17 protein-coding genes are annotated in these 19,644 nt (G+C 62.2%); 5 read left to right on the top strand and 12 right to left on the bottom strand.

The window, feature by feature from the left end; translation table 11 throughout:
• Positions 1-217: 217 nt before the first annotated feature.
• From KTQ42_RS24300 to oxlT, 3 genes are all read left to right on the top strand, one after another.
• Positions 218-346, top strand: coding sequence for a hypothetical protein (locus KTQ42_RS24300; RefSeq protein ID WP_283093314.1), 129 nt, complete (start codon positions 218-220; stop codon positions 344-346).
• Between the two features lie 76 nt (positions 347-422).
• On the top strand, positions 423-1,406 hold the full coding sequence (locus KTQ42_RS21335; RefSeq protein WP_217347596.1) for an SDR family oxidoreductase: 984 nt from the start codon (positions 423-425) through the stop codon (positions 1,404-1,406).
• Between the two features lie 489 nt (positions 1,407-1,895).
• A complete protein-coding gene (gene oxlT, locus KTQ42_RS21330) occupies positions 1,896-3,209 on the top strand; it encodes an oxalate/formate MFS antiporter (RefSeq protein WP_217347595.1) in 1,314 nt (437 codons plus the stop codon).
• A gap of 100 nt (positions 3,210-3,309) precedes the next feature.
• Here the strand turns inward: oxlT and KTQ42_RS21325 are convergent, their stop codons facing one another.
• From KTQ42_RS21325 to KTQ42_RS21285, 9 genes are all read right to left on the bottom strand, one after another.
• Positions 3,310-3,795: a hypothetical protein gene (locus tag KTQ42_RS21325; RefSeq protein WP_217347594.1), complete on the bottom strand. Its 486-nt coding sequence runs from the start codon at positions 3,793-3,795 to the stop codon at positions 3,310-3,312.
• Between the two features lie 696 nt (positions 3,796-4,491).
• Positions 4,492-6,231: a bifunctional protein-serine/threonine kinase/phosphatase gene (locus KTQ42_RS21320; RefSeq protein ID WP_217347593.1), complete on the bottom strand. Its 1,740-nt coding sequence runs from the start codon at positions 6,229-6,231 to the stop codon at positions 4,492-4,494.
• Positions 6,232-7,145: 914 nt separating this feature from the next.
• Positions 7,146-7,958 (bottom strand): formate/nitrite transporter family protein, encoded by an 813-nt coding sequence (locus tag KTQ42_RS21315; protein WP_217347592.1) that lies wholly within the window; start codon positions 7,956-7,958, stop codon positions 7,146-7,148.
• 66 nt (positions 7,959-8,024) lie between these two features.
• Complete coding sequence (nirD, locus tag KTQ42_RS21310; protein ID WP_217347591.1) at positions 8,025-8,372, bottom strand: nitrite reductase small subunit NirD; 348 nt, start codon at positions 8,370-8,372, stop codon at positions 8,025-8,027.
• 9 nt (positions 8,373-8,381) lie between these two features.
• A complete protein-coding gene (nirB, locus tag KTQ42_RS21305) occupies positions 8,382-10,910 on the bottom strand; it encodes a nitrite reductase large subunit NirB (RefSeq protein WP_217347590.1) in 2,529 nt (842 codons plus the stop codon).
• Positions 10,911-11,680: 770 nt separating this feature from the next.
• Positions 11,681-12,472: a phosphatase PAP2 family protein gene (locus tag KTQ42_RS21300; RefSeq protein ID WP_217347589.1), complete on the bottom strand. Its 792-nt coding sequence runs from the start codon at positions 12,470-12,472 to the stop codon at positions 11,681-11,683.
• 1 nt (position 12,473) lies between these two features.
• Positions 12,474-14,084, bottom strand: coding sequence for a phosphoethanolamine--lipid A transferase (locus tag KTQ42_RS21295; protein ID WP_249223028.1), 1,611 nt, complete (start codon positions 14,082-14,084; stop codon positions 12,474-12,476).
• A gap of 222 nt (positions 14,085-14,306) precedes the next feature.
• A complete protein-coding gene (locus tag KTQ42_RS21290; RefSeq protein ID WP_217347588.1) occupies positions 14,307-15,554 on the bottom strand; it encodes a HAMP domain-containing sensor histidine kinase in 1,248 nt (415 codons plus the stop codon).
• Complete coding sequence (locus KTQ42_RS21285; protein WP_217347587.1) at positions 15,544-16,227, bottom strand: response regulator transcription factor; 684 nt, start codon at positions 16,225-16,227, stop codon at positions 15,544-15,546. The genes KTQ42_RS21290 and KTQ42_RS21285 overlap by 11 nt, the downstream gene beginning before the upstream one ends.
• Before the next feature lie 198 nt (positions 16,228-16,425).
• On the opposite strand from KTQ42_RS21285, the gene KTQ42_RS21280 reads away from it, so the two are divergent.
• Positions 16,426-16,596 carry a hypothetical protein gene (locus KTQ42_RS21280; RefSeq protein ID WP_194712543.1) on the top strand — a complete coding sequence of 57 codons (171 nt, stop codon included), beginning with the start codon at positions 16,426-16,428 and terminating at the stop codon, positions 16,594-16,596.
• A gap of 116 nt (positions 16,597-16,712) precedes the next feature.
• Here the strand turns inward: KTQ42_RS21280 and KTQ42_RS21275 are convergent, their stop codons facing one another.
• Together KTQ42_RS21275 and KTQ42_RS21270 are read right to left on the bottom strand one after the other, a co-directional pair.
• A complete protein-coding gene (locus KTQ42_RS21275) occupies positions 16,713-17,876 on the bottom strand; it encodes a formyltransferase family protein (protein WP_217347586.1) in 1,164 nt (387 codons plus the stop codon).
• Between the two features lie 132 nt (positions 17,877-18,008).
• Complete coding sequence (locus tag KTQ42_RS21270) at positions 18,009-18,455, bottom strand: nuclear transport factor 2 family protein (protein ID WP_217347585.1); 447 nt, start codon at positions 18,453-18,455, stop codon at positions 18,009-18,011.
• Between the two features lie 85 nt (positions 18,456-18,540).
• On the opposite strand from KTQ42_RS21270, the gene KTQ42_RS21265 reads away from it, so the two are divergent.
• Positions 18,541-18,864, top strand: a complete 324-nt coding sequence (locus KTQ42_RS21265) for a GNAT family N-acetyltransferase (RefSeq protein WP_217347584.1) — start codon at positions 18,541-18,543, stop codon at positions 18,862-18,864.
• A gap of 200 nt (positions 18,865-19,064) precedes the next feature.
• On the opposite strand, the gene KTQ42_RS24295 is transcribed toward KTQ42_RS21265, so the two are convergent.
• Complete coding sequence (locus KTQ42_RS24295; RefSeq protein ID WP_217347583.1) at positions 19,065-19,445, bottom strand: sigma factor-like helix-turn-helix DNA-binding protein; 381 nt, start codon at positions 19,443-19,445, stop codon at positions 19,065-19,067.
• Between the last annotated feature and the right edge of the window lie 199 nt (positions 19,446-19,644).

The raw sequence follows: 19,644 nt of genomic DNA, 5'->3' as shown, positions 1-19,644 counted from the left end.
GGATCGCGCTAACGCGGCAGGTGTGTCTTGCCAGGTTCCGGCCGTAGCCGGGGCCAGCGTCGCGCGGTCAGGCGCACTTGACTGGATGCGCCGACAAGGGCCGTGTTCCACGGCGCCAGTGCGGCATTGTATTCGCGAATGATGACCCCCATCAATGCCAGCTCCTGACCCGGCCGGCACACTGTGAGCTTGATCAATTATTTATAGCGAATTCATCGTGTACAACGCTTCACAAAAAGACAGGTATTCCCGCTACACCCGGATCAGGCGGTCCCATACGCTGATGCGGGCAGGCATGATCGGCGCCCTGCTGGTGCCGGTGCTGCTCTACTTCACGGCAGGCTAGGCGCGGGGAACAACGGCGCCGGGATGCAGTCAGCCCGTGTTCATGCATGGCCAAGAGGCGCCAACAGGAGCAATCGATGCGACCGTCACTTAAACCCCTTTCTCAACAGGTCATGGTCATTACCGGCGCCAGCAGCGGCATCGGCCTGGCCACCGCCCGCGCCGCGGCCCGCCGTGGCGCCCGGCTGGTGCTGGTGTCGCGCGACGCCTCGGCCCTGGAGACCCTGACCGAGGAGTTCAGGCAGCAGGGGCATGACGCGATAGCTGTTGCCGCCGATGTCGGCTTGGAAGCCGAGGTCCAGCATGTGGCCGACCGCGCGCTGGCCCATTTCGGCCAGTTCGATACCTGGGTCAACAATGCCGGCGTTTCCCTGTTCGGCCTGCTCGACCAGCCGACGATGGAAGAGAACCGGCGGCTGTTCGACACCAACTTCTGGGGCGTAGTGCATGGCGCGCTCACCGCCAGGAAGCATCTGCGCGAGCACGGCGGCGCCATCGTCACCGTGGGCAGCATGCTGTCGGACCTAAGCGTGCCGCTGCAGGGGATGTACTGCGCATCCAAGCATGCGGTCAAGGGATTTATTAATGCGTTACGCATGGAAAGCCAGCATGCGGGCGAGCCAGTTTCCTTCACCCTGATCAAGCCGGCATCAGTCAACAGCATGCTGGCCCTGCATGCCCGCAACTACTTGGCCATGAAGCCCGACCTGCCGCCCCCGGTGTATGCGCCGCGGGTGGTGGCCGACGCGATCCTGCATGCGGCGCAGCATCCGGTGCGCGACATCTTCGCGGGAGAACCGGCGGTGGCTGGCTCGTCGCTAGCCCAGCTCGCGCCCGGCATTGCCGACATGGTGACCCGCAACCTTGCAGTCGGTCTGCAGCAACGCAATGAGAAGGACCTGCGCGAGCACAGCGGTAACCTGTTTGCCTCCGCCCGCGATGGCAGCCTGCAGGAAAGCGAGCCGCGCAGCGGGCCGACCTTCCGGCACAGCCCTTACACCGAGGTCGTCACCCACTGGACCGGCCCGCTGGACCTGCTGCGCATGCTCACGGGCAGGTAGGCCGGAACGGCTGCGGCGCTGGTCCTCGGGCCGCGACCGCCATGGGTCTGCGGCCGGTGCAAGCCTGCGCTGACTGGCACGTCAACATGGCGCAACAAAGCCGGTCGCTGCGCTCTACGCACCTGCCAAAGCGGCTGTTTGTCCCCCTCCTGACGAGATATCAAGCCGTCACCACAAATTTTCAAAACTTAACCGCGGTCAAGGATAGTGAAAAGTCGTTCTTCCACAATCGTCTCACCTACCGCACAGACAGATCCTTGGAGCCCGGTCGTTGCCAGGCCAAGGGTCTTGAAGAAAGGTAATCAAAATCTATAAGAAAGATGGTCGTTCACGGCGCAGTCAAAAGGCCGGGACGAGCAAGCAAACATCAACACGATTAACGGAGACAAAAATGCTTGAGGCAACATCCTTTCGAGGCGCGGGCTCGCTGCGCTGGTTTGACACCTTTGACTTCGCAGTCGCCGCATCCGGCGTGATGGGGAGCGCAAAATGAGCCAAGCTACCCTGAACGCGCAACGCCCGCTCCCCGCCACTTCCGACAAGACCCGCTGGATACAGCTCATCGTCGGCGTGGTCTGCATGATTGCCACCGCCAACATCCAGTACGCATGGACCCTGTTCGTTCCGGAGATCCAGGACAAGTTCGGCTGGGCGCGTGCCGAGATCCAGATCGCCTTTACCCTGTTCGTGCTGGTGCAGACCTGGCTGGCGCCAATTGAAGGTCACTTCATCGACAAGTTCGGCCCCCGCGTGATGGTTGCCTTCGGCGCCGTGATGATAGGCTGTGCCTGGATCGTCAATTCCCAAGCCACCAGCCTGCTGGGCTTTTATGTCGGCGCTGCCTTGGGCGGCATCGGCGTCGGCTCGATCTACTCCACCTGCATCAACAATGCGCTGAAGTGGTTCCCGGACCGCCGCGGCCTGGCCGTGGGCCTGACCGCCGGTGGTTACGGCGCCGGCTCTGCCGCCACTATCCTGCCGATCGCAGCCATGATCGAGTCCTCGGGCTTCCAGCACACCTTCCTGTTCTTCGGCATCCTGCAGGGCTCGCTGGCCTTCATCGCCGCCTGGTTCCTGCGCTCGCCGAGCAAAAGCGAAGTCAAGGCTTCGTCCAAGCTGACCCAGGCTACCCGCGACTACACTCTGAAGGAAGCGCTGTCGACCAAGCTGTTCTGGCTGATGTTCGTGATGTTCATCCTGGTCGTCACCGGCGGCATGATGGCCGTGGCCCAGCTGGGCGTGATCGCCAAGGACCTGGGCGTCAAGGAATTCCAGGTCGACCTGCACTTCTTCGTGATGGCCGCGCTGCCGCTGGCCCTGATGCTGGACCGCATCATGAATGGCGTATCCCGTCCGCTGTTTGGCTGGATCTCGGATAACATCGGCCGCGAAAAGACCATGGTGATCGCGTTCACTCTCGAAGGCCTCGGCATCATCGCGCTGGGCTACTTCGGCAGCAACCCATGGGCCTTCCTGATCCTGTCCGGCGTGGTGTTCCTGGCCTGGGGCGAAGTCTACTCGCTGTTCTCGGCCCTGGCCGGCGACGCCTTCGGCACCAAGCACATAGGCAAAATCTACGGCGTGCTCTACACCGCCAAGGGTATCGGCGCGCTGTTCGTCCCGTTGGGTAACCTGATGATGGAAGCCACCGGCACCTGGTCCACCGTGCTCTACACCGTGGCGCTGATGGACCTGACAGCCGCCTTCTTGGCTATCATGATGCTGCGCCCGGTCCTGGCCAAGCATGTCAGCTTCTCCAAGAGCCTGATGATGCGGGAGAACGCTGCGGCGGCCGCCACCTGATGTTCGATACGCCCTGACCGCGGTCAGGTTGCAGGAAAAGCGGGCTTCCTCGGAAGCCCGCTTTTTTTATTGCATCTTTTCAGCTAGTTCCCACGTCGGCTTATAACGCTTTTACATCAATGATGCGAAAAGTCTTTTTGAACGCGCTGGACGCCGTTTCCATCAGTATGGCAGTGCCATATTCCCTCAGGAACACCCACTTGCGCCGGCTTTGAAGTACGTTGTTCATAATATTCGTGCATTCCAGCTCGATTGCCATACCGACGAGCTTGGCATGCAACGCGCTTGCCTGCATGGTCTTCGTCGCCTTGCACATGCTCCGAACGGGAATAAAGTTAACGGTTTGCGCTTCGGTGCCGCTTCTATACTCGATCACCGCTTCCCTGCTGCCTGACAGCGGCAGCGGATCGAAACGACTGATGTCGTCGACCCCGGACATCATCCTGGTTGTGTGGCTGCGCAATGGCACATGCTGCCATCTGAGATCAAGGAACCCGAGGTAGGTCAGGCTATAGGTCAGCAAATAGGGAATCCCGTTGTTCGACTCCTCCTCCATTTTCTGAACAAGGCCCTGGCCCGCATTCATGGACGTGATTTCCGAAGTCCAGCTTTCCTTCTTCCCGTCGCTGCCTTCCGCGGTTGTTTCCCCACGACGACGAGCTTCGCCGCAGCAGGCTCTGACGGTGGAACGGGAAGCTTTCTCGCAAGCGAGGGCGAAAGACGCTGAGAAGAAAAATGCTTAGCCTGGTATGGGAACTTGTCGACGGTAACATCTTCCACATTATTCACGCTGGCGCAACCGGAAAACATGGCGAGCGCCGAGAACGCCAGGACAAGCCCCGGCAACCCGCGATTTCTTCTTCATTGCTTCTCCTTTGTAGAACGCGAACAGGCGTCCGGCTTCCCCAGCGCATTCTGCGACTGAAACGCTCTGCAACTTCGTGTCGGCAGCCCATGGCCCTGAAGGAAGGTGTTCGACGTTTTCGAAAGGGAGCTGCGACGTGGTGAAACTACGAACCCCGGCAAGGAACCGCACCTGATGTGCCGGCGCGCCAGGGCTTCACTCGTGCTCAGTTGGAAGTATAAGTTGCATCGAAAACCGGAAATTCACTCTGAGGATCTTCAGGACACAATAGAAGGCAACAAAACGAATGAAAAGAAATGAAATCTGGCCCCGGCAACGACGAGCCTGATGCATACATAGCGCAGGACGTCGAGTCGAGTCGAGTCGGTACCTATCCGTTGCCGATCCCTGCTTGGGACTGGTAGCGGGCTGTGTGAGCTACCTTCCCCCGATCACGACAAATCCCGTCATGAACAGCAAGGCCAACGCCAGCGCCAGCGAGACGCCTTTCCAGAACAGCACCGGATTTCGCTCCACCAGCGGCGTATGGCCGCGGTGCAGGTAGGCCTTGTTGGGATGATGCAGGTCATACAGGAATTCGGACAATTCCTGATAGCGCTTCTGCGAATCCGGCTGCAGCGCGCGGCGCAGCGTCTCGTCGATCCAGGCGGGTATATCGCGCTGGTCGTCCAGCACCGAGCGGTATTGCAGTTTGCGCTGGGCTGCGCGGGTAGTCGCCTTGGCGACCTGCGCGCCATAGGGCAGCCGCCCGGTCAGCAGCTGATAGGCAATCACCCCGAGCGAGTACAGGTCAGAGCGCGGCGTGCCGCGTTCACCAAGGAAGTATTCGGGCGCGGCATATTGCGCCGTGCCTGGCATCTCGGCGCGTTCCAGCCGCATTGCGGTTTCGGTGAGGCCGGCAACCCGGGTCGAGCCGAAGTCGATGATCTTTACCGTACCGGAGGCGTCGATCATGATGTTTTCCGGGCGCAGGTCCTGGTGCAGCATCTCCAGGCGGTGAAAGGCCAGCAGGCCGCGCGCGATCTGCCCGACCAGGCCGCGCACCGTGGCCAGGTCAGGTCGGGGATTGTCACGCATCCACTGCGCCAGCGTCTGTCCTTCGATGAACTCGGTGGCCACATACAGGTAGTTGCGCTTTCTGGTCTGGGCGCCCGCCTTGAGCACGTGAGCATTATTGATCCGGCGCGCGATCCACTCCTCCATTAGCAGGCTTTCCAGATAGGCCGGGTCGCCCTGCCGATCGACCGATGGCGTCTTCAGGATCTGCAGTTCGCCGGTTTCCTTGTCCTGCGCCAGATAGATATGGCTGCGGCTGCTGGCGCGCACCTCGCGCAGGATGGTATAGCCATCGAAGTCCATGCGGGCGGCCAGCACCGGCGCCGGCGCCAGGCCGGAGAGCTTGCGCAGCGTCTCGCCGGCATCCGGTGCCGGCAGCGCATCGATGCGCACCAGTTGCACGGTCAGGTTGTCGGCACTGCCACGGCGCAGCGCTTCGGCGACAATCAGCCGCGCCGCGTGGTCGAGGTCGTCGCCATGGCTGTCGACCGCGGCGAACACAAACTCAGCGTCGACATGCTCATACACGCCATCGGTGGCCAGCATGAACAGGTCGCCCGTTTCGAGTTGCAGCTGGTGGAAGTCGATGTCGACCTGCTGGTTCATCCCCAGCGCCCGGCTCAGGTAGCTGGTCTCGCGCGACACCCACAGTCGGTGGTCGCAGGTGAGCTGCTCTAGCCGGCGCTCGCGCAGCTGGTAGATGCGCGAGTCGCCCACATGGAACAGGTAGGCGGTGGCGGACTTGACCACCAAGGCCGACAGGGTACAGACATAGCCACGGTCAGGGTCATAGCGATGCTGGCCCTGCCGGCTCTGGGCATGCAGCCAGGAGTTGGTCGCCACCAGCACCTTCTCGACCGAAGTCTTCACCGACCAGGCTTCCGAGGTACAGTAATAATCTTCCAGCACGCTGGTCACCGCGGCCTGGCTAGCGATCTGGCTGACATCGCTGCTGCTGATGCCATCGGCCAGCGCAACCGCAATGCCCTTGGTAGCAAGCAGTGGCTCCTTGGGCATCTGCGCGCCGTGAAAGTCCTGGTTGATCTCCTTGCGTCCGCGGTCGGAATGCTGGCCGATGGAGGCTTGTAATTGTGTTGTCATGAATATTTGGGCGGAAGAGGGGCAGTAGCGGGTGCTGTTGCAATTCGTAGGGTGCAATACCCCGAAGGGGCATTGCACCATTGGCCGATCGAGGAAGTCGGCCGGCAATGCCATCCCAGTTTGCAACCGTGGTGCAATGCCCTTCGGGTATTGCACCCTACAAAAGCGGCTGAAGTTACCTCTCATGCTGCAGTTGCCGTTTTCTTTGAAGTGCGCGGGGCGACATTTGCCGTTGCCGTTGCCGTTGCCGTTGCCGTTGCCGTTGCTTTTGAAGTGGCCGTTGCCGTTAAGTCCCGTTGAGCGCGCCGTGGCGGCGATGCCTGAAGCGGATAAGGTGCGGCGTCTGTTTGAGCGAAGCGCAGCGCAGCGAGCTTAGCCGCGCCCTGCTCCGGTTACCGCTGACACGGGCACCCCGCGCAGCGGGGCGCGATCACCGGGTCGCCTTTTTTACTTTTTTTTCGAAGCTAAAAAGTGAGCCGGCCGCCGGGACGGACTCCCAGCTTGTCTCCACGGCAGTGCAATCGCCTTGCGTTACCCGGCAAGGCACGGGCAGACTGTCGTCGTTGCTGTTGACTTCCGTAAGTAAGCTATAAACGTCAAAAGCAACTGCTGCTTCGCAGTGACGTCCTTACGCCTGATAAAACAACCCCACTGCACTGTCGTCATGACCAGGCCGGGTGTTTCCCCGGCAGGCGACCCGGTGATCGCGCCGCGCTGTCGCAGGGTCCCCGTGACGGCGCTCAACGGAACTTGAACTGCAACTTCAAAAGCAACGGCAACGGCAACGGCAACGGCAACTGCAACGACATCGGCAACTGACACCGTCCGTCCAGGCCTCCCCCCAATATCGTGGCCCCTGCTTGAAAAGTCCCAGCCCCAAAGCAGGGACCCCAATCAACGAAACCACTCGATGCTCAGTTGAACGTCCGCTTGGGCGCAGTCTTGATATGCGTGGCATACAAGGTCAGACCAGTGAAGGCTAGGCCGCCGACTAGGTTGCCCAGCACGGTCGGGATCTCGTTCCAGATCAAATAATCCATCAGCGAGAAATTCCCACCCATCAGCAGGCCCGACGGAAACAGGAACATGTTGACCACCGAGTGCTCAAATGCCATGCCAAAGAACAGCATGATGGGCATCCACATTGCGATCACCTTGCCGCCAACGGTGGTGGAGATCATTGCCCCAACCACGCCAGTCGATACCATCCAGTTGCACAGCATGCCGCGCACGAACAGCGTCAACATGCCGGCTGCGCCATACTTGGCATAGCCCAGGGTGCGCGACTCGCCGATCACGCCGATCGCATGTCCCACCTTGCTCGGCTCGGTCGAAAAGCCGTTGGTGAAGACGATGGCCATCAGCACAGCTACCGTGACAGCGCCAAGGAAATTGCCGATGAAGACGATGCCCCAGTTCTTCAACACGCCGCCGATGGTCACGCCGGGTCGCTTGTCTATCAGAGCAAGCGGGGTCAGTACGAACACGCCGGTCAGCAGGTCAAAGCCCAGCAGGTAAAGCATGCAGAAGCCAACCGGGAACAGGATGGCGCCGATGATGGGATAGCCGGTCTGCACCGACACGGTAACGGCAAACACCGCGGCCAGCGCAAGGATTGCGCCGGCCATGTAGGCGCGGATCAGCGCGTCGCGGGTGGCCATGAAGATTTTCGATTCGCCGGCATCGACCATTTTGGTCACGAATTCCGAGGGCGCCAGGTAAGCCATGATGATTCCTTAAAAGACTGCAGCAGGTACAGGATGTTGATAAAACAGGTCAGGTCGGTTCTTGTGTTACAGCGCCACATGCACCACGCGGTCTTCCACCCGCACCGCATAGGCATTGACCGAGTTCTCGGGCGCCTCCAGGCATTCGCCGCTCTGCAGGTCGAAGTGATGCTTGTAGATCGGCGAGGCAACCACGATGCGCTCGCCCAGGCTGCCGATCAGGCCGCGCGACAGCACGCTGGCTTGCGCGTTGGGGTCGTAGTTGTCGATGGCGAACAGCTGGCCGGTTTCGCCGGTCACATGGAACACGGCCACATGGCGGTCGTTGACCAAGGCGCAGATGCCGGTGTTGGGCGCGATGTCGTCCAGCGTGCAGACGGGGCTCCAGCGCAATGCGTGAGGTTGGGTGGACATGCTTGCTCCTTATGCGGCTTGAATAATTGGAATGACAACCTTGCGCTCGTCAGGCCGGGCCGGGCGGATCTGGCCGCGCTCCTCGACGAACACCACGTTCGGGTCGCGCTGGTCGCTGTTGACGAACTGGCGGAAGCGCTTGCGGGTCTCGGGGTCGGTAACGGCGTTCTTCCACTCGCACTCATAGGTGTCGACGATGTGCTGCATGTCGGCTTCCAGTTCGGCGGCAATGTGCAGCTTGTCCCTGATGACCACGTCCTTTAGGTAGTCCAGCCCGCCTTCGAGGTTGTCGCGCCAGACGCTGGTACGCTGCAGGCGGTCCGCGGTGCGGATGTAAAACATCAGGAAACGGTCGATGTATTTCACCAGGTCAGCCTTCGACAGGTCGGAGGCGATCAGTTCGGCATGGCGCGGCTTCATGCCGCCGTTGCCGCAGACATACAGGTTCCAGCCCTTGTCGGTGGCGATAATGCCGACGTCCTTGCCCTGCGCCTCCGCGCATTCGCGGGTGCAGCCGGAGACACCGAACTTGACCTTGTGCGGCGCCCGCAGGCCCTTGTAGCGGTTCTCCAGTTCGATCGCCAGACCAACGCTGTCGTCGACGCCATAGCGGCACCAGGTCGAGCCGACGCAGGACTTCACGGTGCGCAGCGACTTGCCGTAGGCATGGCCAGACTCGAAGCCCGCGGCAATCAGCTCTTCCCAGATCGCCGGCAGCTGGTCCAGCCGCGCGCCGAACATGTCGACCCGCTGGCCGCCGGTGATCTTGGTATACAGGCCGTATTTCTTGGCAACCTGGCCAACCGCGATCAGGCCGTCTGGCGTGACTTCGCCGCCCGGCATGCGCGGCACCACGGAATAGGTGCCGTCCTTCTGGATATTGCCGAGGAAGTAGTCGTTCGAGTCCTGCAGGCCGGCATGCTCCTTCTTCAGCACGAAGTCGTTCCAGCAGGAAGCCAGGATATTGGCCGCCACCGGCTTGCAGATGTCGCAGCCCAGGCCCTTGCCATGGCTGGCCAGGAGCGCATCGAACGTCCTGATCCTGCCGACCCGCACCAGGTGGTACAGCTCCTGGCGCGAATAGGAAAAGTGCTCGCACAGGTGGTTGTTGACGGCCAGGCCCTGCTTCTTCATCTCGGCCTTCATCACTTGGGTGACCAGCGGCACGCAGCCGCCGCAGGCGGTGCCGGCCCTGGTGCAGGATTTCAGCTCGCCGATGCTGGTGGCGCCGGCGGCAACCGCTGCGCACAAATCGCCCTTGGAGACGTTGTTGCAGGAGCAGATCTGGGCGCTGTCGGGCAGCGCGTCCACGCCCAGGCCAGGCCTGGCCTTGCCATCGCCTTGCGGAAGGATCAGGAACTCGGGGTCTTCAGGCAATTCAATCCGGTTTAGCGCCATCTGCAGCAGCGTGCCGTATTCGGCGGCGTCGCCGACCAGCACCGCGCCCAGCAAATGCTTGCCGCATTCCGACACCACGATCTTCTTGTAGACCTGCTTGCGTTCATCGGTGAACTGGTAGGCGCGGCTGCCGGGGGTATTGCCCATGGCGTCGCCAATGCTGGCCACGTCCACGCCCATCAGCTTCAGCTTGGTGCTCATGTCAGCGCCGGCGAACTCGGCGGCTTCGCCGGCAAGCTGCCTGGCGGCAATGCGGGCCATCTCGTAGCCGGGCGCCACCAAGCCGAAGACCTGGCCGTTCCACAAGGCGCATTCGCCGATGGCATAGATGTCGGGGTCGGAAGTGCGGCAGCGGTTGTTGATCACGATGCCGCCGCGCGGGCCGACCTCCAAGCCACACTGGCGCGCTAGTTCATCGCGTGGACGGATGCCGGCGGAGAACACGATCATGTCAGTCTCCAGGTGGCTGCCATCGGCGAACACCATGCGGTGGGTGGCGCTCTCGCCATCGATGATTTCCAGCGTGTTCTTCTGCGTATGCACCGCAACGCCCAGTTCCTCGATGCGCTTCCTCAGCACACGGCCGCCGAGGTCATCGACCTGCACCGCCATCAGGCGCGGCGCAAATTCCACCACATGGGTCTGCAGCTGCATGTCGCGCAGCGCTTTGGCGCATTCCAGGCCCAGCAGGCCGCCGCCGATCACCACGCCGCTTTTGGCGCGGCTGCCGCATTCCAGCATCGCTTCCAGGTCTTCGATGGTGCGGTACACGAAGCAGTCGCTACGCTCCTTGCCCGGCACCGGCGGCACGAAAGGGTAGGAGCCGGTGGCGATGATGAGCTTGTCATAGTCCAGCACCTCGCCGCTGGCGACGGTGACGGTGCGCGCGGCGCGGTCGATTGCGGTAGCGCGGGTGTTCAGGTTCAGCAGCAGGTTGTCGCGGTCGAAGAAGCCTGGCGACACCAGCGACAGTTCGTCGGCCGATTTGCCGGCAAAGAATTCGGACAGATGCACACGGTCATAGGCCGCCCGCGGCTCCTCGCACAGCACCGTGACTTCGGCATGGCCGATGCCCGATGCATCCAGGCTCTCGAGAAACTTGTGACCCACCATGCCGTGGCCGATAACGACGATTTTCATAGGTTTTCCTTATGGTCTGGAATGAGGAGATCAACTCGGCGTCATGCCTGGTACGCCGGTGCGGGCTTGGGTCGAAACCGGAAAGAGGAGAATGGCCGTCAGGCCGTCGGGCATAGCGCAGAGCTGGACTGCCTGCGCCATGAAGAGCGTTGCGCCACGGGCGCTCACGCGATCGATTAACTTGAACATTACACACCCGAACCATTAACGCGCGTCGATTGGCAGCATGGGCTGCTGGCGACGACACGGGACACCATTGTCCAAAGAACCCGCCGTTGGGTTCACGCATTCGTAAAGCAAGACTGCTTTGGCCTTGTTTAGCAAGCGGTGTGCCAGCAGGTTTAAGCAAGCTTTGGCCAGGTAGGCTGGGTGAAATGCATTAAAACGGGGGGATGAACATTGATTTGCGGCACCGGGGCGGTGCGGGCGCACTGACGCGGTGCGCTCACCGACCGGAAGATTAGATGACGCCAGTGCCGACAGGTCGGCTTGGGCAAAGGCTGTGGGAAAACCAGTCTATCTGGTGGCACGCGATGGGATCGCCAGCGGCCCTGCGCTATTGCATCTGTGCTCGGCGTTTGAACCCGTGGCAACGCTAGAAGCAAGACAAAATCGGGCCAGCTATCAGGCGATGCGGAATCCGGCATGCCGCTGCCTGGCAAAGCGACAAAAGTTACGCACAAATTCCGTGAACAAGGCTGTGGATATCTTTACCCAGAACATCTCAAGCCATTGATTTTCATTATGATTTTTATACTGCTGAAAATCTGTCAGGCATGCCTGTCCACAGGTTCCTCCAGCGCGCCGTCCACAGGAATCGCACTGGGCTCATGCACAGGAAGTCCACAAGTCTGGCCGGCATCGCTTCCGGCGCTGGGGTCCGGCGCCGGCAGGATGAGGCGCGTCAGCAGCAGAATCACCAATGCGGCAATCCAGAGCGACCACAGCGTATGCGTCAAGAAATGGGCGCCACGCATCTGCTGCACCCAACCCAGCGCCAGACCAGGCAGCAGCCCCAACAAGAAAACTCCCAGTGCCCGCAACGGTCTTGCGGGTAGCCAGAAGGCGCAGACCGAGGCCAGCCACAGCGCGCTTGAGGCATGGCCGGCCGGAAAGCAGCGTCCGGCGGAAACGCCCGCCGGCAAGGCATCGAAAACCCGCAGATAGGGCGCGAAGCCGCCGTAGCGGGTGAGGTTCCACGGGCAATGGTGAATGGAAAGATATTTGGTGATGGTGATAGCCACCGGAATGGCGACCGAGGACAGCGCCACCAGCCACATTGCGCGTCTGGTTTCATTGGACAACAGCGTATAGCCAAGTAGCCGGTCAGCCAGCAGCGCCAGGGGCGATACCATGCCTACTGCGACCATCAGCGCCTTGGCCATGTGATGCATCACAAATTCGAAGAACCAGTCGTCGCGCCCCGGGAATGCGGCGGCAGCAGCGTCGTAGTAATGGTCGGCCAGCATCAGGTCGAGCTCGGTGTAGCGGCCGATATAGACCAGAACCACGGCAAAGCACAGCAGCAGCGCCAGACAAGCCAGGAAACGGCGTTGGCTCATGTCAGTCTCCCGCGCGGTTACGGCAGGCGCCGGACAAGTCGAGCGACTTGTCATAGACCGAAGTGGTGACCGACATCAGGCCGATCAGCGAGTGAAACAGGTTGTCATGGCTGGCGGGCTGTTGCGCCCGCTTTTCCAGGCAGGACGTGTCGACGCCGGCGGTGGCCGCGAAACCGGGCGTCATCCACATTACCAGCGGTACTTCGGTCTGCTCCCGCGGTGCGATCGAATAAGGCAGCCCATGCAGATAGATACCGTTTTCGCCCAGCGACTCGCCGTGGTCGGACAGGTAAATCAAGGCGGCGTCATGGCTGGTCTGGTCGCGCAGCCGCTGTATCGCCTGACTGAGGAAATGATCGGTGTACAGCACCGCATTGTCGTAACTGTTAACGATCTGCTCGCGGCTGCATTTACCGAGCTCCGCCTGGTCGCAGGTCGGCTCAAAGCGCCTAAAGGCAGCCGGATAACGTTGGGAATACGCCGGCCCGTGGTTGCCGAGTTGGTGCAGCACCAGCACCAGGTCGCGCGGATGGTCCTTCAGCAGGCGTTCCAGGTCATTGAGCAGTACTTCATCGTAGCAATGCTGGCCGTCGCAGAATTTCGCGCCCGGCACCTCTTCCGGCCGCTGCACCTCCAGGCCATCGCACACGCCCTTGCAGCCGGACTGGTTGTCGCGCCAGATGGTCTTGACGCCCGCGTGCTCCAGCACATGGAGCACCGACTGGTGGCTGCGTATTGCCTTTTCGTCATAGTTGTGGCGACCGTACGGCGAGAACATGCAGGGCACCGACACCTCGGTATTGGTGCCGCAGGATCTCACCTGCGCAAAGTTGATCACGCCGGCGGCGGCCAGCTCCGGCGTGGTCTGGCGGGCATAGCCGTTCAGGCCCCAGTTGGCCGCCCGTACCGTCTCGCCCACCACCAGCACCAGCAGCCGCGGCCTGGCGCCCGGCGCTGCCGCCGCTTGCACCGCATCCTGGCCCACGGGAACGCGGGCCAGCTTGGCTTCATGGCCTTCGGTCGCCGCTATTCGGACCGATGACACCAGCAGGCTGGCCGGCGTGATCAGGTAGCGCAATTCCTTCTGGTTGCGCAGGAGCGCCGATAAATCCTGAAACGACAGCAGGGTGCTGGCGCCGGCGACCAGGAGCATGGCCAGCAGGAACAATCCGCGCGAGACCAGTGCCTGGCGCAGCGGACGGCGACGCACCTTCACGCGCAGCAGCAGCAGCGCCGGCGCCAGTCCGAACACGGCCAGCGCCAACAGCATGCCGGGCGACAGCAGTTCGCGCGCTTCCCGCACATCCGTGTGGAAGATGTTGCGCATCATGCTCACGTCGAAATAGACCGTGTAGCGCTTCATATAGAAAGCCGCCAGCGCGGTGACAACAAGCAGTACGGCCAGCGCCGGCTTGACGGTGCGGCGCGTCAGTAATAGGCCGAGCAGGAAGCTGTGCAGCGCGGTCAGCAGCAGGCCCAGCGCCGCCGCCAGCAGCCAGTTGCGTGCCTGGCCCCAGTCGCGGCCTTCGGACCAGGCCAGCCAGAGCCGGTGATTGGAAAACAGCGTGAAAAAGAGGCTGGCGAGCAGAATGCACCATTCGCTGCTGAGCAACGTCCGGCGGGCGTCGGGAGAGCGAGGTGAGGGAGCGTCAGCCGGCACGGACCGGGAAGGCGCAAGGCGCCGTAGGAATGAGAGTTTGAACACCGTTGATCTGCAGCAAGAAGAAAGGCCGCAGCATAGAGGAAGCGCTGTTAAGGCAGCGTTAAGCCAGCGGCGCCTGTCCGGCTGACAATCCAATCCGACCGGCTGGTCCGGCGCCGGATCTGCGCTTGATCAGCCGTTCTGCGCCGGCGGTGGCAACGTCAGCACGAAGCGGCTGCCGCCTTGCACCGAGCGCTCGAAGCGGATTTTCCATCCCAAATGGTCGGCCACCCGCTTTACGATCGACAGTCCCATGCCGCTTCCATGAGACGATTCCGCGCCGCCATGCACAAAGCGCTCGAACAGCCTGGCCACTACCTGCTCAGGCAAGCCGGGGCCGGTGTCGCTGATGACGATGGACCCAGGCTGCAATTGCACCAGCACCTCTCCACGCTCGGTATGCTGGCAGGCATTGCGCACCAGATTGCCGATGGCGATCGCCACCAGTTCAGGACGCGCCTTCACCCTGACATGGGCCTGCTCCTCGAAACGGCAGGCCACAGGCTTGCCTCCCAGCAATGGTTGATAGCGTTCAATTTCCTGGCGGATCAGCGGCCCAAGCGTGATCGCTGGCATGGCCAGTTTTTCCGGCGCCCGTGACAGCCACAGCAGCGCGCTGACCCGTTCGGCCGTGTCGCGGGCCACCCGCTGCAGGCGACGTGCGATCTCCTGCTGCTTCGGACGGTCGTCGAGCTGTACTTCGAGCAACTCGGCCGCGCCCAGCATGATGGTCAGCGGCGTGCGCAGTTCATGGCTGACATCGCCGGTAAACAGGCGTTCCCGCTCCAGGAAACGCTGCAACTCGTCGGTGCGCCGCGTCAGTGCCCGCGCCAGCACGCCGATCTCGTCTGTCGCCGCCAGTGAGGATAGCGGCGCCGGCTGGCCGTTGCCAACCGCCTCGGCCAGCGTCGTGAGCGGGGTTACCATGCGCCGCGCAGTGCCGTAGCCCAGCACCACCGCCAGCAGAATGCTGGAAATGAAACCGATCGAGAGCGCGGAATAGATGATAAATTCGGTATGTTCGAATTCATCCAGCTCCTGCACCACCGCGAAGTGGTCGCCACCCACGACCTTGATCAACGCCTGCACCGGCTGCTTATTGATCGTCAACTCATGCAGGCCGCGCGGCTTGCCGAGCAACTCCTTTGGGATATCCTCGTTGACGTAGAAGCGCATGTCCGGCGGCGGCTCCACCCGCTCGTGCCGCAACTGGCGGCCGATCAGGGTATCGGCAATCCGGTCCATCCTGCCGCCGATGACCTGCGACTCGATCACCTCTACCGCCACGTAGGAGGCCAACAGATAAAAGCCCGCCAGCACGATCGCCAGCAATATGAAGGCCCGGGCAATCCGGTGCTTGAGCGTGTAGTCAGGCTTCATCGCGACCCACCAGTCGGTAACCCGCGCCGGGCCGCGTCAGCAGCATCGGCCGCTCGAATGGCTTGTCCAGCGCCTGCCGCAAGGCATGGATGTGGGTGCGCAGCGCATCGCTCTCAGGCGGATGGTCGCCCCAGACCTCACGCTCCAGTGCTTCGCGGCTCAACAGTTTGGGCGCATGCCGCAGCAGCGCCAGGAGGATCTTGTAGCCGGTCGGCGTCAGCGCCAGCGGCTTGCCGGAGCGGGTTGCCTGGCCAGTGCCGGTGTCGAGTTCCAGATCGTCGAAGCGCAATACATATTGCACCAGTTCGTTGCGCGCCCGGCGCAGCAGCGCCTTGAGGCGCGCATCCAGCTCGCGCAACGAATAGGGCTTGACCAGGTAATCGTCGGCGCCGGCCTGGAAACCGGCCAGCTTGTCCTGTTCCGTGTCGCGCGCGGTCAGCATCAGCACCGGGGTGGCGACCCGGTATTGCTCGCGCAGACGACGGCACAGCTCCAGTCCGTCCATGCCAGGCATGGTCAGATCGAGGATAACGGCGTCATAGCTATTGCGCGCCGCGCTCTGCAGGCCGGCGTCGCCAGTGCGTGCAGTGTCAAGCGTGTGCCCGAGAGGCTCAAAATAGGCAAACAGGTTGGCAACGATATCCGGATTGTCCTCGACGATCAGTAGATTCATGCGGCGCTTTCCCTGCCTGGCCAGCGTTGCGGTCTCGTCGGTGCGATTAATGTTGCTGCCCCTGTGGGCGTCTCTGTTACTGTCCAGATCGATTCCTGCATTTCCCTTTGTCCTACAACATCATGTCCGTTTGCCTGATTGACCCTGGCCAGTACCACGCCGATAGTGCGGCATATGTGTACTTACAAGGAGACAGCCATGTCGGACCTGAACAATTCCAATCCCACCCCGCCGCCCGAGTCCCAGGCCAAGCTGGACAAGGCAGCTGAGGAAAGCAAGAAGCTCGACTCGCCGCAGCGCACCAATGATTCCACGATCGATCCGGAGAAACCGGTTGACGATATCCTGAAGGGCTTCCACGGCGGCTGAACCAGGGCGATAGCACCGGTGGCCGACCACCGGCCGCATAGCGTAGCGTATTGCCCCGCATGGCGCCACCCGCCCGGGCGGCGGACGAGGCGACGGCGTCACTCCTGCCTGGCCACTCAATGCCGGGGCGTGATCGCCTGCGGCTCTCCCAGCGCGATATCGAGCATCATCTCGCCTGCCAGCGCGCCGAGCTCGGCTTTAAGTGCGTCCAGGGTCAGGCCCGCCGGCAACAGCAGGTGGGCGCCGACCTTGAATGTCTGCTTGCCCGATATGCCGCTGCGCAGCAGTTCCGTATGCATGCTCTCGATGCTCACGCCACGTTCGGCAAGAATGCGCGTGAGCGAGCTGACGATGCCTATCCTGTCGTCACCGACCAGTTCCAGCTCCACGCCGCGCAGCCCGGTGGCCAGTGTCGCGGCGTCGCTCCTGGCAATGACGACCTGCAGGCCGCTTGCGGCCAGTGCCCGCAATGCCTCGGCCAGCGCGTCGGCGCGTTCACGCGGCACTTCGAGATGCACCGTGCCGGCAAACTCGCCGCCGAAGCGGGTCATGCGGCTGGCTGCCCAGTTGGCTTCGAAGCGCTGCGCGCGGTCTGCTAGCAGGCTGACAATACCGTGGCGGTCCGGCCCGGTGATGGAAACGATTAAAGACGTGATGGCCGGCGAAGCTTCCTCGGTCAGTACCACCGACTTGCGCAGCATGGGCGCCCTGGTGGCGAAGCGGGTATCCTGGGGCTCGGCCGCTATGCTACCGGTCAGGCGGGCCTGCTGCACTACCCTGCTCAGCAGCGCCAGGCCCATTGGCGCCAGGCTGCGTTCCCATAGCTCGCGCGCGGTTTCCCCCTTTTCGACAAAGCACCAGTCCTGCGCCGCAATCGCGCCGGCATCCCAGCCGTCGGCTAGGTGGTAGATTGAGCCGCCTGCAATCGGATCCCCTTCCAGGATGGTCCACTCCACGGCGGCAATGCCGCGGTGGCGCGGCAACAGCGACGGATGGTAGCCGATGCCGCCCAGACGGGAACGGGCCAGCGCATCGTCGCTGACGCGAGCATGGGTGTGAGCAGCGATGATCAGGTCAGTGCCTTCTGCGATTGCATGGCCGGGCACGATCTTCGGATTTTCCAGCACATGCACCTCCAGTCCGGCAGCCCGCGCCGCGAGCGCCAGCCTGTCGTCGGCGGCCGGTGCGACCACGCTGGTAAAGGTAATGCCTTCGTCCTTGCGCAGCGCCTCGAATACCGAGGCGCCGAAGAACCGCGATCCAACCAAAGCGCATTTCATTGTCTGAGTCCTCTCCCGATGGCTGCGCGGCCAGGGCCGCCGCCGCGCCCGCAGCGTCATTTATACAATGCATCGCAAAGCGCAATGACGATCCCATCAAGGAATCGCACCGAGGCCGGCGCCGTATCAGCGCTATGCCGGCTTTTCCTTTTCCATCTGATCGCGCATGCTGCCGAAGGGATCGTCGATCACATAGCGCCAGGAACCATCGGGCTGCCTGCGCAGCACCTCCAGCGTGTGCAACGTGCTCTTGACCAGCCGCCCATCGGGCCGGGTGCCTTCCAGCGTGGCCTTCATGCGGGTAGTGGCGATGCTGCCGTCGCCGCTGACCGTCGTGACGATGCGCTCGATATGGAAGGCGGGCTTGAGCGCGATCAGCGCGGCATTGCTGGCCCGAATCGCCTCATGCCCGATCACCGCCTCGCCGGATTTCGCAAACAGCGCCGCGCCGGGTTCATACAGCGCCACGCTGGCGTCGATGTCGCCCGCCTGCAGTGCGGCAAGCAGCATGCGGTCGCAGTCTTCCGGTTCTCGCGCCGTCGGCTGGTGGCCGGCGTCGCTGGCCTTGTTTTCGCTCATGGGTATCTCCGTTCTAGCAATCGCAATGGCGGTTTGACTGCGGCTTTTGCCTATAATTTCCGGCGGCGCGGTTGAAGAGAGACAAATGACGGCAATGACAGGAATCGAAGCAAGGGAGGGCGAACAGAATGCGGCGCAACGACTGACGCTGGAGTCGGCTGGCAGCACCGTTGCCTATGTCGAATACTATCTGTTCGGCCGGGTAGTCATCGTGACCCATACCGAAGTCGACCCCGCCTATGAAGGCAAAGGCAATGGATCGGAAATGGCGCGCCAGGCGCTGGCCCATTTCCGCAGGCAGCAATGGCATGTCGTCCCGGTATGCGGATTCTTTGCCGAGCAGATCCGGCGCCAGCCTGAATACCTGGATCTGGTCACGCCGCACTCTAGGTGCATCTTCGACTTGTAAACAACACCGGCAAGGCCTGTGAAGCATGGCGCTGGCATTCAGGACGCAGCGTGCCGCCTGGCACCGCATTGGCCTGCCGGGCCATTGCTGCAAACGCCTCGTCAGATAGCGCTACCTGCCCTGCTGCTGCAACTGGATGGCGACGGGGCATGGCGATGTTCACATAAGTTCTCACCACTGCACAGCGAGCCGCAAGATGCTCAGGCTGAAATATTCAGTCGACTGTCTGCCTGATAAAGCGCATGCAGCGCATGCAGAGCCTGACGATGAAACTGCGACACCCGTCCCGGGCTGACTTCCATCATCTGCGCGATTTCACAAAGTTCAATATCGCAGAGATAGTGATAGCGCAGCACGTTTGAAGGCCCGTGACGCGTACGTTTCCGGGCGGGCGCTACCTGATGGAATTCATTGGCCAGGAGCGGGTTGTCGACAGTGCGGTACCTCTTCAACAAGGCGACGTACTGCGCGGTCGGGTGGTGGCGCTCGGAGAACAGGTCGTTCTCGAAAAAATGATTGCCGGGGTCGTAAAGTCCGTTGCAACAGGAAACGGCTGAGGCAACCGTGCCGGCTTGGCGCACGCGGGCAAATGACCCCGAAGCATTGCGGCTTTATTATCAGCATGCAGATGCCATGGACCCGGCGCCATGGCGCTCTCTTGCAGAATTTTCCAGCACTCATGGCGCGCTGCAAACCATTCTTAGCGCACTCATGGCGCATCACATCGGCCCCCGAGAACATCCGGCTGCAATACAGGCGCTGGCCAACGCCTTGACGGGG

The sequence above is a fragment of the Noviherbaspirillum sp. L7-7A genome, from assembly GCF_019052805.1.
Lineage (GTDB): Bacteria > Pseudomonadota > Gammaproteobacteria > Burkholderiales > Burkholderiaceae_D > Noviherbaspirillum_A.
The sequence above is the reverse complement of the archived record's forward strand: the minus strand, read 5'-3'. Positions and strand labels throughout refer to the sequence as shown.

What these genes read in the sequence shown, in the direction of transcription:
- KTQ42_RS21280 (WP_194712543.1), top strand. Translation starts at nt 16,426, where the DNA reads ATGTCGGACCTGAACAATTCCAATCCCACCCCGCCGCCCGAGTCCCAG.
- KTQ42_RS21285 (WP_217347587.1), bottom strand. Translation starts at nt 16,227, where the DNA reads ATGAATCTACTGATCGTCGAGGACAATCCGGATATCGTTGCCAACCTG.
- KTQ42_RS21315 (WP_217347592.1), bottom strand. Translation starts at nt 7,958, where the DNA reads ATGGCTTACCTGGCGCCCTCGGAATTCGTGACCAAAATGGTCGATGCC.
- KTQ42_RS21275 (WP_217347586.1), bottom strand. Translation starts at nt 17,876, where the DNA reads ATGAAATGCGCTTTGGTTGGATCGCGGTTCTTCGGCGCCTCGGTATTC.
- oxlT (WP_217347595.1), top strand. Translation starts at nt 1,896, where the DNA reads ATGAGCCAAGCTACCCTGAACGCGCAACGCCCGCTCCCCGCCACTTCC.
- nirB (WP_217347590.1), bottom strand. Translation starts at nt 10,910, where the DNA reads ATGAAAATCGTCGTTATCGGCCACGGCATGGTGGGTCACAAGTTTCTC.
- KTQ42_RS21320 (WP_217347593.1), bottom strand. Translation starts at nt 6,231, where the DNA reads ATGACAACACAATTACAAGCCTCCATCGGCCAGCATTCCGACCGCGGA.
- KTQ42_RS21290 (WP_217347588.1), bottom strand. Translation starts at nt 15,554, where the DNA reads ATGAAGCCTGACTACACGCTCAAGCACCGGATTGCCCGGGCCTTCATA.
- KTQ42_RS21300 (WP_217347589.1), bottom strand. Translation starts at nt 12,472, where the DNA reads ATGAGCCAACGCCGTTTCCTGGCTTGTCTGGCGCTGCTGCTGTGCTTT.
- nirD (WP_217347591.1), bottom strand. Translation starts at nt 8,372, where the DNA reads ATGTCCACCCAACCTCACGCATTGCGCTGGAGCCCCGTCTGCACGCTG.
- KTQ42_RS21270 (WP_217347585.1), bottom strand. Translation starts at nt 18,455, where the DNA reads ATGAGCGAAAACAAGGCCAGCGACGCCGGCCACCAGCCGACGGCGCGA.
- KTQ42_RS21335 (WP_217347596.1), top strand. Translation starts at nt 423, where the DNA reads ATGCGACCGTCACTTAAACCCCTTTCTCAACAGGTCATGGTCATTACC.
- KTQ42_RS21265 (WP_217347584.1), top strand. Translation starts at nt 18,541, where the DNA reads ATGACGGCAATGACAGGAATCGAAGCAAGGGAGGGCGAACAGAATGCG.
- KTQ42_RS21325 (WP_217347594.1), bottom strand. Translation starts at nt 3,795, where the DNA reads ATGAATGCGGGCCAGGGCCTTGTTCAGAAAATGGAGGAGGAGTCGAAC.